Here is a 14,827-nt window from a genome sequence, read left to right as displayed (position 1 = left end):
GGTGAGTTACGGCGAAATAGTATGCCATAGCACACAATACGGCTTATGTTTGGTCACTAAAAATAAGAAATCTGATGCGGTGTGATCAGATTGTGTGTGATTAATAAACAAAGATATTGCGATAAACGGTTTTAACCAAGGGTTAAGTGGCATATAATGCCCTAAATGATGTTCATTTACTAGCGCTTGTTGTGCTAAAAGCGCATCTGCTAACGCCATAAAGGTGCTGGTATCATAAGCTTGTGATACTGGATTTATGTCAGACATTAAAATGATATCCATATCAGTCATCACGTTCTTATCGTAATTATTTACTTCGTTGGTTGTGTTGTTTTGATTGTATTCGTCCGCTGACAACCGATGGTGTAAGAGATACTCTCTGATAGTCGCAAGGTCGTGAGCATATTTCCAAGTCTCGTTGTGGGACGGCTTTTGGACTACTGCCTCGTTGTTTGCAGGAGTCATGGCACAATAAACAGCGTCATCGATGAGAAGCGTTTTTTGGGCGGCATTATTATAAAACATAAGTAACACACCAGCTTCTGTAGGAATGCTTGATGCATTGACTGTATTTAGCGCTACCCAGTCCTCACTGATCTGTGAGTCTGCGATGAGCAGCATGCAGACCTTAGGAGTGTCAGACGTGGATAAGGCTGCAAGATAACTGTTGATGAAGTGATCAGGACTGCCACTACTATCGGTCAAACTGCCATCTGATTCGTGATCAGGAGTGTTGTCTTCTATGATTATGCTATCGATAGTAAAAGCTTCTGTAGGCAAGGTGAACTCGTAAAGCTGCTCGCTCAAAACGCTTTTGAGTATTGACGCATCTGCCTCTTTAGGGAGACATAAAAATACCGATAGATCGATAGAAGGCCTGCTATCAGGCAGAGCTGGCTCCGTTGCCGATGGGGTGTTTTTGACGATGTAGTGTTGCTGCCACTTTGGATGTGCCTCTATTGCAGCGTTATGCTCGTTTTCAGTCGATAGTGTTGCTGATAGATGCTCTGCGATTAAAAAGATAGTCTCACTGTGAGCATGTAATAAGGCCTGCATGATGGTTTTTACTCGTAAAGTAGCATCAGATGGGACCTCGTCATCATATGTTGTTCGAATAGGATGATCAATATCAGGAATGGGTTTGGTTAATACTGGCATACCGTCGATATCAGATAGTTGGTCGCTTAAGACAGTCAGGTCTTGTTGGTCATTACTGATATCGAGCCAGTTACTGCCTTCTGGTAGGCACACGCTACTTTGAATATACAGGTGATAAGATAAAGGTGGTTGGATAGGCGGAACATTTTCTTCAGACTTATCGGCATTACTGGATGGTTTTTGAGCGCTTTTTTTCCATGTATTGAGCGCAAAAATAAAGCCCATCAATAATACAGGCACTGCGATAAACCATAAGACAATGTTGACTATAGTTAGCTGCTGAGTGTTGTCTGAAAAATACATCCAAGCCAATAATAGATGAATGACTAGTATGGCGCCTAAGATTTGTCGACTATATTTAACGACCGTTTTTTTTATATTCATCGATTATTCTCAACTCAGCTTGTGGAACTAACGAACAACTGATAGGTATTATTGCAGGGTATTCTATGATATTTAGAGCATCGTTGCTACAATAACGCCCTAACTTATCCTGCAATTGTTTATTATTTTTTTTGGTTTTTGTCATTTACATTATGGTCTACCTGATTGCTGTGCTGTTCACTGTGCTTTCTATCGTTGTGATAATCACCTTATTTGATCCGCAGCTATATAGCCGTCTTCGGTACACGCTAAAAGGTCGCGTGCGTGCTGTCTCCGGTTGTTATAGATATCCAAATTTATCGACGTTTAATAAAGCTGTAATGAGTGGCTATCGTCATATTAATAAGAGTTTGACCTCCTATCGAAAAAAGAGTTCAGTGGTAACGCTGCTCTCATCATTGATAATTATAACGACAGCGGGCCTATGTTATTTGCTGTTAAACACCCATTCATTGGCTGTCTATCATGCTGATACTGTCGCTTCTAATGCGAATCTACAGGTTAATCAAATACTGTTGGGTGAGCGGTTGAGACCTCCACCTCCACCACCTGAAGATTTGTTTGAACAGTTAGATGCCGAAATTGCCAGTTATCGAGCAGAACAGGTAGATATAGGTTATTGGTCCAATACTAACTCTACTATGTCACAATCTGGCTCGTCTCTACTGAGGGCAGAACCAAACATGGATATTCAGACAATGGATGACACAGCAGTCTACTCAGACGATATCTTGTCATCTCATCTTATCAATGGGCATATTAATATTAAGAATGCCGACCGCAATTGGAAAAAAATGAATTCAGACTTTGTTCAGCGGTTACTGACAGTTTACAAAGTCATGAGCGAGCAGTATGGTTACGATATGGTGCTGCTTGAGGGGTATCGTAGTCCTGCGCGTCAAGCAAGGCTACTAAAAAAAGGCAGTCATGTTACCAAAGCTGGCTCTTACAAAAGCTATCATCAGTTTGGGCTGGCAGGGGATAGTGCGTTTATCAGAAATGGAAAAATTGTCATTAGTGAAAAAGATCCTTGGGCCATGCAAGGTTATAGGCTGTACGGCGAAGTAGCGAAATCTGCTGGCTTGGTTTGGGGTGGTGACTGGAAGATGATGGACTTAGGTCATGTTGAACTACGTAAAAAAGGCGTACTTGGTCGTCCTGATATGGCCGAGATTTTAACCCGTCAATAGCATTACGTTGTTACCAGAGCAGTAGTCATGATAACTCATTGATAAAAGAAACAACCATCCATTGTTTTAACCATTAAATAACGTAGTAGGGCAGATAATTAATATGAATCAAGCAAAAAGGCTGGCAGGCGCAATCGCGATTATGAGTGCATTGTCGGGGGTAATGTTGGTTGGCTGTAGTGCCAAGCCTGAGATAACTGCTACAGGAGAGGCGCCATCAGATGGAGCATCGACATTAGCGGGTAGCTTAAAAAATATAATAGCGGACTCTGATTCTAAAGCGGAGCTAGCAGCGCTTAAGGCACAGCTAAAAATGCAGCAACAGCGTCTTGAGGCTATGAGTGAAGAGCAGCAGTCTTTGCAAGAAGCGCTCAAACGTCAGCGTATTACAGTTGAGGTTCACCCACTGGCTGATGCCAATGCAGGGCGATCAAATAGCGCTACCGCAAGTACAGCGTACATTGCTTTTTTAGAAAACAAAGAGCAATTGGCAGATATAGAAACACTTGCTTCTAAAGAGTTTAGCGTAATTCCTAATCGTCAGAATAATGTAACGTTGTCTATTCCGCAGGGCATGGATTTTATTGCTATTAAGCTCAATCTAAGATACACAAAAAAGCGTTCACAGTTTGTGATCCCGTTAAGTAGTCTAGATTTTGATACCCCCCTGACTCTCAATATTGGTGCGTGTGATGTGAATATTACCTCAGGAGTCAATCCTGAGCTTGCACCTGACTTTACCCAAAAACTTAATTATTATCAGCAACCATTGGTCAGCTGTTTGTAGGAGATTATTGTGAGCAAACATAATGTATTGTGGGGCGAGGGTTTGTTTTTACGTCCTCAGCACTTTCAAATGCAGGACAGTTATAATCATGCTCAGCGTGCGCTTACTATGTCAATTACGCACCCTTATACTTATGGTATCGTAGGTATACAGATGGACGAGCAGTTATTAGATAGTAATATACTAGCGGCTGAGCATATATTCTGCATACTGCCAGATGGTACGATATATCAAGCACCGCGTACTGATCTGCTGCCAAAGCCACTTACGCTTGAAGGTCAAGACCTTGGTGATGAGCTATATGTCTATTTAAGCTTAGAGATCATACAAAACAATGGCAGTAATATCCAAGGCTCAAGTAATGACAATCCGACAAGATACAGCAAAGAGACCATTGAGGCGTCGGATTTATATACTCAGGCCGCACCCGCCATGATTGATGTGGTCAAACTCTCACCAAGCTTACAAATAAACGGTACTAACCAGCCGCCAAGCCAAGACACGATCTCGCTACTGATAGCCAAGCTTGAGAGAACCACACAAGGCATGTACCAAGTAGATTCCGACTATATCGTGCCAAGTCTACATATCAAGAGCAACCCTGCTTTACTCAGTCAGCTGTATCGCTTGATGACCATGATAAACACTAAATCAACTGCCTTATATAATCACCATCGGCAGACCAGTAATGATTTGCTAGAGTTTCGTTCTGCTGATATTGCTTCTTTTTGGTTGTTGCATGCGCTCAATACGTCCTACTCGCAGCTTAGCCATCTGTATAACCAGCCAAAGCTACATCCAGAACGTCTCTATGAAGCACTGTTAAATGTGGCCAGTCAGCTTGCTACATTTAGTTCATTGTATAAAGTGAGTAGCCTACCACAATACCAGCACGATAATGCTCATGAGGCTTTTACGAGTATTATTGCGATTATCCGTGAGCTGCTAAATACCGTTATTGCCAGTAATTTTGTCTCAATTCCACTACAGCAAACCCGACCTTCTTACTATACTGGTGAGCTTAGCGGCGATAAGATCACACGCAGTGCTCAGCTTTATTTATCAATCAGTTCCTCTATACCTATGCATGAGCTGATTAATTTGGTCCCAAGACGCTTTAAGGTTGCCACGCCTGATGCTGTAGAAAAGCGAGTCTTATCAGCATTGCCCGGATTGCCGATTTCTCATATTACTCAAGTGCCAAGTGCCATACCTGTCAGGCCAGGTTTTAGTTATTTTATGATTGAGCCATCAGGAGAGTTGTATGATGAGATGATGAAATCTGAATCAATTTGTATTTATGTGCCCAATGGTTTTGATGATCTAAAAATTGAACTGATGGCTATTATTTAGCCTAACTTTATCATTTGATAGCTCTATTATTCAGATACACTTTATAAGGCTAAAGCACTATGTCAACAAACCAATTCCCTCCAGCTGTTCCTTCTTTGCTCGACTCCGGTGAGGTTGCGTCTACTGTTTCAACAGATGGTCTAGACAAACGTCTCAGTAGTCAGTCATTAATTGATATAATGTATGACGGGTTTTACTTGGTTTTTTTGCTACGCAATGGCTACTTTAGTAACGAGCCTACAGTTTTTCGTCAAAAGATATATGATTTTTTGAACAAGTTTGAGAGTAGTGCAAGAAAAAAAGGGTTTTTGTCTGAGGATGTCTATGAGGCAAAATATGCGTATTGTGCTTTAATTGATGAGACCATCATGACCTCACAAGAGCCTGAGTTTCAGTCCTTAAAAAATGCATGGGAGCTAAACCCTTTACAGTTAGATTTATTTGGTTCGCAAGTAGCAGGTAATGAGTTTTTTGAACGCCTAGATCATCTGCGAGAGCAAGGTGAGAAAAGACTGGCATCATTAGAGGTATATCATTATGCCATGTTGCTTGGCTTTCAAGGTAAGTATCGGTTAGAAGCCCCTGAAAAAATTCGCTATCTCATTTCTAGATTAGGCGATGAGATTGAGCATTTACGTGGTAATAAAAACGAGTTTTCTCCGTTTTGGGCGATTCCTGATCAAATCAAACATACTTTGACAAGTGAGACACCCTTATGGGTGATCGTGGCTGTCTTGGTCACATTGTTGACGGCAATTTTTTCTACAATGTGGTACTTATCCAACCAAACGACAAACAATCAAATAGTAGCCTACAGCCAAGTCATTCAAGAAAACAAAGAACAGGCACATATTTCAATATTTTTGCCATAACCTATATAGCGAAAGCCAGATCGTTTGGTCGTTTTGAGGCAATGTGATGATATGTTGTCGCTTGACAGCTAACGTCTTGCTTTTGCAATATTTGCTGACCGCAAAAAACAATCTCTGTGTTTATGGTGCTCTGCATGTTTGAACACCGTCATAAAACTTATAAAGGATAAATTATGCATATCACGGCAAATTTCGATGCAGGTAATATCGATATTATCAATACACAAAATAAAAACGACATTCAACTGGCGATTCGACCAGACGAGGGGGGCGAATTTTTTCAGTGGTTTAATTTTCGCCTAACAGGTCAGGCAGGTGAAAAATACACTTTAAATATCGTCAACGCAGGGGAGGCGTCATACGTTGCAGGGTGGGAGAATTACCAAGCAGTTGCTTCCTACGATCGGGAGTATTGGTTCCGTCTGCCTACCACTTATAAAGACGGCAAGTTGACTATAGTGGCAGACCTGGAATATGACAGTATTCAAATTGCCTATTTTGCCCCATACAGTTATGAGCGTCATCAAGACCTGCTGGCGGCTGTCCAAACGCACCCATTGGTAGCGTTGGAGCATCTGGGCGAGACCCTTGATAAGCGTGATTTGACGTTAGTAAAAATCGGTAATGGTGATAGCAGTAGTGAAACACAAAAACGCAGCATTTGGATTACCGCTCGCCAGCATCCCGGCGAGACGATGGCAGAGTGGTTGGTTGAGGGGTTGATATATGCGTTGCTAGACAGCGATAATGCCACTGCCAAGCAGCTATTAGAAAAAGCCGATGTCTATATCGTGCCAAATATGAACCCCGATGGTAGTGTGCGTGGACATCTACGGACCAATGCTGCTGGTACCAACTTAAACCGTGAATGGTCTAACCCAAGCTTGGACAAAAGCCCTGAGGTCTTTTATGTAATCAATAAGATGGAGGAGACTGGCGTTGACCTCTTTTATGATGTGCACGGCGATGAAGCGTTGCCATATGTGTTTTTAGCCGGCTCACAGGGCACGCCAAGCTATAATGATCGTCTGGCACATTTGCGTGATAGATTCTCAGAGGTGTTAAAGCTTGCTTGTGCAGATTTTCAGTCTGAATATGGTTATGAGATCGACGCACCAGGCACCGCAAATATGACCGTCGCTACCAATTGGGTAGCCGAGCATTTCGATTGTCTGGCCAATACGTTGGAGATGCCTTTTAAAGACAATGATAATAGCCCTGATGCAGTGACAGGCTGGTCGCCTGAGCGTTCTATGAGGCTGGGTGAGGCATCGTTGGTTGCGATGTTGGCAGTCGTCGATGATTTACGCTAGTTTTAAAAATCTAGCCACCGATACTGTTTGAGTCATCAACATCTCTTATTATTACTATCTAAAAATAGCGCCTACAAGGGCGCTATTTTTTTGTCAAAAAAAACAGAACAATGATAAAGCGGTAAATGCTGCCCTTATCGAGATTATTATCAAGGCTTTTTCATCGAAGTGTCATAACTGACCGATACACTGCTGAGCTACACAAGACAAGTAATTTAATAAATGACGATTAAATAGACAGTCATTTAAATAGACAGTAAGCGACTAGGTGAGTGGATATGTTAGAGCTAAGACAAGTGACAAAAAAATATGAGGACAAGGTAATATTTGAGGATCTTTCACTCAGGGTAAATAAGGGTGAGATAGTGTCCATCTTAGGGCCATCTGGCTGTGGTAAGACCACTTTATTGCATATGATTTTGGGGTTGACCGACATCAATGGCGGCCGCATCGCCTATAACGGCGAGGACATTACCCGCGTCTCCATGAGGCAAAGAGGCTTTAATATCGTCTTTCAGGACTATGCGTTATTTCCCAACCTGAGTGTTAAACAAAATATCGAATATGGTCTGCGTAACAACCCGAATATGAGCACACAACAAGAAGTCGATGAACTGGTCGACTTGCTCGACATCAAAGCCCATCTAAATAAGCGTATTCATCAGTTATCTGGTGGTCAAAAGCAGCGTGTCGCGCTGGCACGTACATTGGTAATGAAGCCAAAGATACTGTTATTAGACGAGCCGTTATCGGCACTAGATGGAGTAATTAAAGAAACCGTCAAAGCGCGCATTCGTGAGATTGCCGTGCGCTATCAGCTGACTACCTTGATCGTCACCCATGACCCCGAAGAGGCGATGACGTTATCGGATCGTATCCTACTGCTATCAGAAGGCAAGGTGGCGCAGTTCGCTAAGCCCGCTGAAATCATACACAACCCTGCCAATGATTTTGTCACCAACTTCATTCTTAATCAGCTCAATATCAAACGCCGCAATATCTTAAGCTTATTTGCTGATGGTCTCTCTGAAACCGACCCGCTGAGTAAATACACGCAAACTCAAAACTATGGCCATCACGAGGCTGATATTAGCTCCCGTCCTACAGACTCTCATACTCTCACCGCTCATGATAATCAACAGTCAAAAAACGCGGTAAAAGGCTAAGCTGATAACAGCCTGTAGTAGATAATGACAATTATTTAACAAAGACTAAAAACTAGGTATGACATGGGTTTAAAGGGCTTGAGGTAATGCGAGGTTATGTCTAAATACAATGATTGGTGCGCCCACCAAGACTCGAACTCGGATCGGTCGCTTAGGAGGCAACTGCTCTATCCTGTTGAGCTATAGGCGCGTTGTGGAGAGACATTGTAGAAAAAAGCCGCGCCAAAAGCAATGAGCAATCTACAAATAGACAGATTATCTTTATTTGCCATTACTGAGCGCGTCTGCGACGTCTACGGGGTTTTCACCTGAGACTTGTTTGGCGCGTGACGTTGGATTAAATAAATCATCTACGCTGTTTTTATAGCCATCGATATTATCATAATCGTATTTTTTTAATATATCCTGTCCTGCGCTCGATAGCAAAAAGTTACGAAAGCTGATGGCAACGCTATTATCGGACAAAATCACCCCGTCTAAGCTTTCTTCATCTGTTAATGCATAGCTAAATGCATTTAAACTGCGCGCTTCTTGATTGTCTGTTTTGGCTTTAGTGGCACTTTGACCCATCTCTGTATCTGCCGCTTGGTCATGAGAGGCGGTACTGGCTTGCTTTTGATTAAACGCATTTTGCATCAGCGCTAGCTGGGCCTGCAAAGGCTCAAGGCGTTTGGCTGTCAAGCTACCGTGGGCGATGATGATGTCTGTACCGATGTTTGAGGTAGGCTGCTCGGCGGCCATGTCGCTATCTGCTAATTGCAAGAACGCATAAGAGGGCACATAATTGGCGAAAACTTGTACGTGCGGATAGCGAGACTCAAAGCTGACAATCACATCATCCAAAGGCACTTGTAGGCGCTCTTCTGCTTGTACATACAGGGTGGAGGTTGATATATCGTCCTCTTCACTCTCTGCCGTTATGGCTGACGCTTCATTATTGCTTGCCATAATCGGCAAGGGGTCTATATTTTTACGGTTACTGATCCACAGCCACATAAAAATGGCGATAAAAACGATGAGCAATAGTAAAATTAGCCCAGCCAGTAGCAGCTTGTAGTCTTTCATATATGACTGCTCTTCTTATAATCGGTAGTGAATGGTCAAGGTGGTACTCAGATAACGCAAAAAATCAGACTTCGATATCAGAGTGCGCCCTAAGAGCTGCTGCTATCAGGTTATTATCCCTAAAGCGACTGATGCAGCACTTCCTCTGCCAAATCTGCCAGCATGTTTGCAAAGATATCCGTCGTGGCAGCGGTATTTATGGCCGAATCGTTGCCGCTTGGACTGTTGGTTTTTAGGCGGCTGGGCGCGCTGGTATCATCATTTTTGTTCGCCGCTGCTGGATGATAGTGTGAAGGGGAAGTGGGTTTGTTGTCAATGGTTTTTACTTGATGAGCGGCAAGCGGCGACTCACCTGTTGATAGCTTGTCTTTGAGCCATTTAAAGCCATGCGCCTGCCACCATGCTTCAAAGCGTGACAGTGAGCTACCGTGGACGGCGGCGGGGAGGTTTAGAGTACGGAGTTTTTGTGCCAATACCGGATCGCTGATGGCTTGATGAATGCTCAAGTAGAGTCCGCTACTATCGTCGGTATAAGGCTTTCGGTTTTGCCAGGCGTTATCGTTGATTCGCATACGTGGCAGTTGCCAGAGCTCGCCGCGATAATAGACGACGTACAGCCGTTTTTTTGGATGGACGAAAATGGCATCAATAGGGCGCAGGGGCATAGTAGTTGTTTATCTCGTTGACAAAAGAGTTAAGGTAAAAACTTAACGACATCCGTTGTCGCAGGCTGTCTTGCTGAGCAGATGATATACTGGCAAACCGCCATAAACAATGGCACACTGATCGACAAGTGACGCATCTTGTGCTTTTTATCGTTATCAAGCTGCTTTATCATGCATTCTGATATTGACATTATGCTAGCAGAAATGTAACAAGCGAACGACCATCAAACATGAATTGATGAGTGTCGTCGGCAGCATTGCTATTATGCTTTGCACCATGACAGGCTATGTTTGCACGTTACTGTACCTGATCGTACCTAGCATGCTTCCGTCGCCTCGTTATTTTATTATCACTCCAATTAGATCGCCTTTATGTTTAAAATCATTCAGTCCCACCGTACCGAGCTGTTGGTTGAGCAGTTGTTAGCTGCCTATAAGTCCAAAAACCAACCCGTCTTTGAGAAGTTTGTGGTCATTGTACCGTCCATGGTGCTTGGTGATTGGCTAGATAAGTCTATTGCAAGCCAAGCGGGTATCAGCACCTTAGTGACGACGACGTTTTGGGGGCAGTATCAGTGGACATTGATGCAAGATGTGTTGAGCCGTCACAATGCCTATTTGCTAGAACAAAACCTTGATGCGGCCACATTGAATGTACCTGAGGTGGCAGTGCTGTCACCAACGGTGATGCAGTGGCGCTTGTTTGGTTATTTGACTTATTATCAAGAAGCCATTGTCGCTGATGAAAAACATCCCGTTTATCCACTGCTGGCATCTTTGATTGATGAGCCGCAAGAAGAAGTGCAGCAGGATAAGGCACAGCAAGACGCGCGCATTTGGCAGCTGGCAAGTGATTTGGCGAGGGTATTTAACCGCTATTTAACCCACCGTGAGGACTGGCTAGATCTCTGGTCGCATGATAAACCGCTGGCTGTAGAGGCGCTGATCGCTGAAAAGGATACTCTGTCTTTGCGCTTTGATAAGTATGCGCGAGGCACCCCTGATTGGTTGGTGGCGCATTATGTAGAGCTAGAGATCGCGCAGCGTTTCTTATGGTCGCATTTGTTTGCTGATGTGCATCAGCACCGGGTGGCGCTTGAGGATACCTTTTGGTCAGCCTTAAGAGAAAACAAGGCAAATGAACGCGCGCAATTGCCCAAAGTGCTGCGCATTTTTACCATTCAGCAATTGCCACAGACCGAGCTCGACTTTTTGCAGCGCTTATCGCAATACATGGATATTACGCTACTACACTATAACCCGTCTAAGCTGTTTTGGGCGGATATCGTGGACAAGTCGTGGCTACAGCGTCAGCAGATTATCAACCCTGAAAGCGTGTTTTTGCGTGATTATGGGCACAGTTTGCTATCGCGTTTGGGCAAGCAGTCGCGCGATACTTTTGCGATGCTTGCGAATTTATCGGGTAATGAGCAGTACCAAGACGCACTCGTCGAATGGCAGGACATCTTTGATGAGGGCGATGATAGCAATAAGTGCTTGAGCGATGCGTTCGGTATTGATTCTGATGACAGTGCGCAACAGCTGCAAGACAGCCCAAGCTTATTAAAGCGTTTGCAAAATGATGTATTGATGCTAGATGAGCAGTCTACCCAGCAAGCGACCGCAGCCAAAGTCTCGCAAGCAGTCAGTGAGCAAATAGAGCTGTCTTTTGAGCAAGTTGATCAAAAGCCGCAAGAATCGGCGTGGTATGACGATGAAGTATTAGAAAACAAGCGCTTTGAGAAGGAGCGTTTGTGGGCGATGTCTGCACAAGACAATAGCCTCAGCATTCACTCATGCCATAGCCTACAGCGTCAGCTAGAAGTGCTGCGTATCATGATTGGGCGCTGGCTCAATGAACCCTTAGCATCTGGTGAGAAAAAACGCCATATATCCGATATTGTCGTGTTGCTGCCCGATGTTGAGCGGCATCATGCGCTGATCAGCTCTATATTTGTCAGTGGTAAAGGTCAAGATGGTTTAACCCTGCCAGCAAAGGTGACGGGGGTGGTTGATGCCGATATTCGTCAGCTATGGGAGGCTATTATTGGTTTTTATAAGTTATTAGGCAGTCATAGCGCCCGCTTTGAAGCGGCTGAGGTGCTTGATTGGCTGATGCTGCCACCGCTGTATGAAAACTTCGGCTTAACCCATGAGCAGATGAGCCGTGGTTGTGATCTGCTGATCGAGGCAGGCTTTATTCGCGGTTTTGATGAATGGCATCTTAAACAAACCCTAGATAGCCACGACTATGATTACCGATTTACCTTTGCTCAAGCGTTAGATAGATTGACGCTTGGTCTGGTGATGCCAGAGGCCAGTTTGAGCGATTGCTTATACCCTTTGGCACAGGAGGACTGGCCAAGCACCGCCTTGCCAGAGATGACTCTGCCGCTGCCGCAAGTGAGCCTAAATGATGCGATGATTGTTGAAGCGCTTTGCCGTATTTATGCAGGCTTGACTGCGCGCCGTGATGACCATATACAAAAACTCAAAGCCGAGGACTGGCTGGCGCAGATTGAGACACAAGTGATTCATCGCTACTTCGGTGATGTCGATCAGACACGTACGATGCGCGCCATCTATAATGCCATGAATGGCTTTAAATCAAGCCTGAGGGCCAATCGCCACTATCGACAGTATGCCAGTAGTGATAGTGCCAACAGGGAGGTAGAACATAGGCTGGCAGGTGTCGAGCAGTTGCCGCTTAAGCTGAGCTTTATGCTGGACAGTATCGAGGCGGAGCTTGAGAGTCAGCAGGTCAGTGCTGAGCCGACTGGAGTGATTACTTTTGGTCGATTTGGCGCGCTCAGAAACGTGCCTTTTGATTTGGTGGTGATGCTCAATATGGATTTATCTGAGTTCCCTGGGCGTGACCGTGATAATCGCTATGATTTGATGAAAGCTGCCAATGCTCGCCGCGGTGATAGAGTCAGTGAAGATGACGATAATGGTGCGTTCTTAGACGCACTACTGTGCGCACGCAGTGCGTGCTGGATATTTTATAATGGTCAAAGTCTGACAGACACCCACGAGCACCTGCCTGCCAACCCAGTCAGTGAGCTGTTGCAGTTTTTGCAAGGCGAGGTGCAGTGGCAGGTCAACTCGCTTGAAGCCTTAGACACGTTAGACGCATTGCCTGAGAGTGTTGACTCTACCACCGAGAGTCTTAAGCGTTATTTACCTAAATTGATTAAGCAGTGGCTGGTGACGGAGCATCCGGCACTGCCGTTTCACGAGAGCTTGTTTGAAATAAATAGTGAAGAGGCGGATGCTTTTGAGCAAGCATCTGATACGTCTACGCCTCATTCAACCCTTCATTCCAACCAGAGCGAGCGCGTCGATAAAGACAAGACAGATGCGCTGGATGCTATTTTGCATACCGCCATGCGCAAAACCAAGCTTGCGCAACAACGCCAATTTCCGCCCGCGCCGCTGTGGCAAGCGGTGTTTCATACCTTAAAGGATAGTGCCTCTTATGAGCAGACAGAGCTGATTGGTTTGCCGACTAAGTCCCAGTATGAAGCCATCGCTCAGCTGCTTGGACACTCTCTAGGTCAATTGGGGCAAGTAGACAATCAAACCTTAGCGGCATTGGCTGAGATGCTATCACTAGACGCAGAGTCTGGTATAGACACCATTAATATCGACGCTATGTTTGATACGGTGTTCAATATTGAGGAGATAGACGTTGAAGGCGCATTGGCCTATCAAGTGCGTCATCCTGCCAAGGCGTTTTTGCGTACTCAAAAGGTGCATGTGGTGCAAGGCGAGGAAGCGATGGCTAATCAAGAGCCACTATTCCTAGACAATCTGACGACTTATCAGATCAAAGCGCATTTGATTCATGAACTGGCGAGCGATGCCGCTAATAACCATGTCGATAGTACAGCCAAGCAAGACCACCCAATTTTAATGTATCAAAAAATCATGCCAGCAGGGGTGGCGCGCCAAACGACCTTGCCCAATCAGCAGCAAAAACTGCAGCAGCAATGTCAGGAGTTTAAAGAGCAGCTAGTTGCTAATGGCTTGGATAATGCTCAGCTAGTTGATGGAAATGGTATAAGTGGTTTGCAGCTACTGACCCCAACGATCGAGCATCCCGTGCAGCTAGCGCTAGCATCTGTGCTAACTGATGCCAGTAATGAGGCTGATGATACGTCATTACTAAAACTATTACCTAAAGTGGTTAAAATAAAAGGCTCAGTACCAACATCAGTACCGATAGATGCTAATAATCCTCGTGCTAATCTACAGGCTGGCATGTCCTATGCCGAGCAATCCCCCAAGCAGTGGTTAAATATACTGCCCAATTCTGCTAGCCCCAAGCATTTAATCAAGTTTTGGTTGTCACATCTGTATTGGCAAGTCGCCAGACGCACAACTGCCGAGCAAGTCGCAGCAGATGATGGCGTGAGTATTTGGCGTTTTAATAAACCAAGCTCGCAAGTTGGTAAATATAAAGATGTAATTGCATTTAAGCTAAGCCCAGTTCTGTATGAAGATGCGTTGGCCGACCTGATAAAGTGGGCAGTTTTTGGCAGGCTAGTCGGTCAAGTGCCGATTACCTTATTGCCAGAATATGCGCTCAGTTATCTTGATAAGTGCGCAAAAGCGTCAGAGAGTGAAGATGAGAGCGGTAGCAATTGGCCAAAACGTGCAGATTTCTTAGATTGGCTAAGGCCCAATTATCACGTAGATACGGTATACGATACCTGCTCGCAGCATGCCATTTGGCAATACGTACTGCGTGATCAGGACGCGTTTAACGCCCTATCAGCAGCCTTAACGACGTTAGCACAGCCGCTTTATGAGCCGATGTATAAAGCCCTGCAAGGTCTAGATAGTTAGCTGGCTAGTTGATTGCTTACTAG

Annotated in this window: 10 protein-coding genes and 1 tRNA gene; 7 read left to right on the top strand and 4 right to left on the bottom strand. The window is 44.6% G+C overall.

Translation table 11 applies throughout. The annotated features are described in order from the left end of the window. Positions 1–6: 6 nt before the first annotated feature. Positions 7–1,542, bottom strand: a complete 1,536-nt coding sequence (locus tag ACNFVB_RS07385) for a hypothetical protein (protein WP_430737048.1) — start codon at positions 1,540–1,542, stop codon at positions 7–9. A gap of 152 nt (positions 1,543–1,694) precedes the next feature. Here ACNFVB_RS07385 and ACNFVB_RS07380 point away from each other — a divergent pair, with 152 nt between their 5' ends. From ACNFVB_RS07380 to ACNFVB_RS07355, 6 genes are all read left to right on the top strand, one after another. Next, entirely contained in the window at positions 1,695–2,732 is a 1,038-nt protein-coding gene (locus ACNFVB_RS07380) for a M15 family metallopeptidase (protein WP_430737047.1), read from the top strand. Between the two features lie 103 nt (positions 2,733–2,835). Next, on the top strand, positions 2,836–3,519 hold the full coding sequence (locus ACNFVB_RS07375) for a hypothetical protein (RefSeq protein ID WP_192528935.1): 684 nt from the start codon (positions 2,836–2,838) through the stop codon (positions 3,517–3,519). A 9-nt stretch (positions 3,520–3,528) separates the two neighbouring features. Continuing rightward, entirely contained in the window at positions 3,529–4,872 is a 1,344-nt protein-coding gene (gene tssK / locus ACNFVB_RS07370; protein WP_430737046.1) for a type VI secretion system baseplate subunit TssK, read from the top strand. Between the two features lie 59 nt (positions 4,873–4,931). Next, positions 4,932–5,744 (top strand): type IVB secretion system protein IcmH/DotU, encoded by an 813-nt coding sequence (gene icmH / locus ACNFVB_RS07365; RefSeq protein WP_288997967.1) that lies wholly within the window; start codon positions 4,932–4,934, stop codon positions 5,742–5,744. A gap of 173 nt (positions 5,745–5,917) precedes the next feature. Further along, the gene (locus ACNFVB_RS07360; RefSeq protein ID WP_198337075.1) at positions 5,918–7,057 is read left to right on the top strand and encodes a M14 family metallopeptidase; all 1,140 of its coding nucleotides are present in this window, start codon (positions 5,918–5,920) and stop codon (positions 7,055–7,057) included. 278 nt (positions 7,058–7,335) lie between these two features. Next, positions 7,336–8,223 (top strand): ABC transporter ATP-binding protein, encoded by an 888-nt coding sequence (locus ACNFVB_RS07355; RefSeq protein ID WP_430737045.1) that lies wholly within the window; start codon positions 7,336–7,338, stop codon positions 8,221–8,223. A gap of 114 nt (positions 8,224–8,337) precedes the next feature. On the opposite strand, the gene ACNFVB_RS07350 is transcribed toward ACNFVB_RS07355, so the two are convergent. The 3 genes from ACNFVB_RS07350 to ACNFVB_RS07340 all read right to left on the bottom strand — a co-directional run bounded on the left by ACNFVB_RS07350 (position 8,338) and on the right by ACNFVB_RS07340 (position 9,953). After that, a tRNA-Arg gene (locus ACNFVB_RS07350) sits at positions 8,338–8,413 on the bottom strand. A gap of 71 nt (positions 8,414–8,484) precedes the next feature. Continuing rightward, the gene (locus tag ACNFVB_RS07345; RefSeq protein ID WP_430737044.1) at positions 8,485–9,288 is read right to left on the bottom strand and encodes a hypothetical protein; all 804 of its coding nucleotides are present in this window, start codon (positions 9,286–9,288) and stop codon (positions 8,485–8,487) included. A gap of 119 nt (positions 9,289–9,407) precedes the next feature. After that, entirely contained in the window at positions 9,408–9,953 is a 546-nt protein-coding gene (locus ACNFVB_RS07340) for a hypothetical protein (RefSeq protein WP_430737043.1), read from the bottom strand. Between the two features lie 372 nt (positions 9,954–10,325). Here ACNFVB_RS07340 and ACNFVB_RS07335 point away from each other — a divergent pair, with 372 nt between their 5' ends. Beyond that, positions 10,326–14,804, top strand: a complete 4,479-nt coding sequence (locus tag ACNFVB_RS07335; protein WP_430737042.1) for an exodeoxyribonuclease V subunit gamma — start codon at positions 10,326–10,328, stop codon at positions 14,802–14,804. Positions 14,805–14,827: the final 23 nt, after the last annotated feature.

The organism is Psychrobacter sp. VH5 (genome assembly GCF_050572635.1).
GTDB classification, from domain to species: domain Bacteria; phylum Pseudomonadota; class Gammaproteobacteria; order Pseudomonadales; family Moraxellaceae; genus Psychrobacter; species Psychrobacter celer.
This window is presented reverse-complemented; position numbering and strand designations above follow the sequence as displayed.

Excerpts from the sequence above, each read along its gene's own strand:
- ACNFVB_RS07335 (WP_430737042.1), top strand. The coding sequence starts at position 10,326 with ATGTTTAAAATCATTCAGTCCCACCGTACCGAGCTGTTGGTTGAGCAG.
- ACNFVB_RS07345 (WP_430737044.1), bottom strand. The coding sequence starts at position 9,288 with ATGAAAGACTACAAGCTGCTACTGGCTGGGCTAATTTTACTATTGCTC.
- icmH (WP_288997967.1), top strand. The coding sequence starts at position 4,932 with ATGTCAACAAACCAATTCCCTCCAGCTGTTCCTTCTTTGCTCGACTCC.
- ACNFVB_RS07375 (WP_192528935.1), top strand. The coding sequence starts at position 2,836 with ATGAATCAAGCAAAAAGGCTGGCAGGCGCAATCGCGATTATGAGTGCA.
- ACNFVB_RS07360 (WP_198337075.1), top strand. The coding sequence starts at position 5,918 with ATGCATATCACGGCAAATTTCGATGCAGGTAATATCGATATTATCAAT.
- ACNFVB_RS07380 (WP_430737047.1), top strand. The coding sequence starts at position 1,695 with ATGGTCTACCTGATTGCTGTGCTGTTCACTGTGCTTTCTATCGTTGTG.
- ACNFVB_RS07385 (WP_430737048.1), bottom strand. The coding sequence starts at position 1,542 with ATGAATATAAAAAAAACGGTCGTTAAATATAGTCGACAAATCTTAGGC.
- ACNFVB_RS07355 (WP_430737045.1), top strand. The coding sequence starts at position 7,336 with ATGTTAGAGCTAAGACAAGTGACAAAAAAATATGAGGACAAGGTAATA.
- ACNFVB_RS07340 (WP_430737043.1), bottom strand. The coding sequence starts at position 9,953 with ATGCCCCTGCGCCCTATTGATGCCATTTTCGTCCATCCAAAAAAACGG.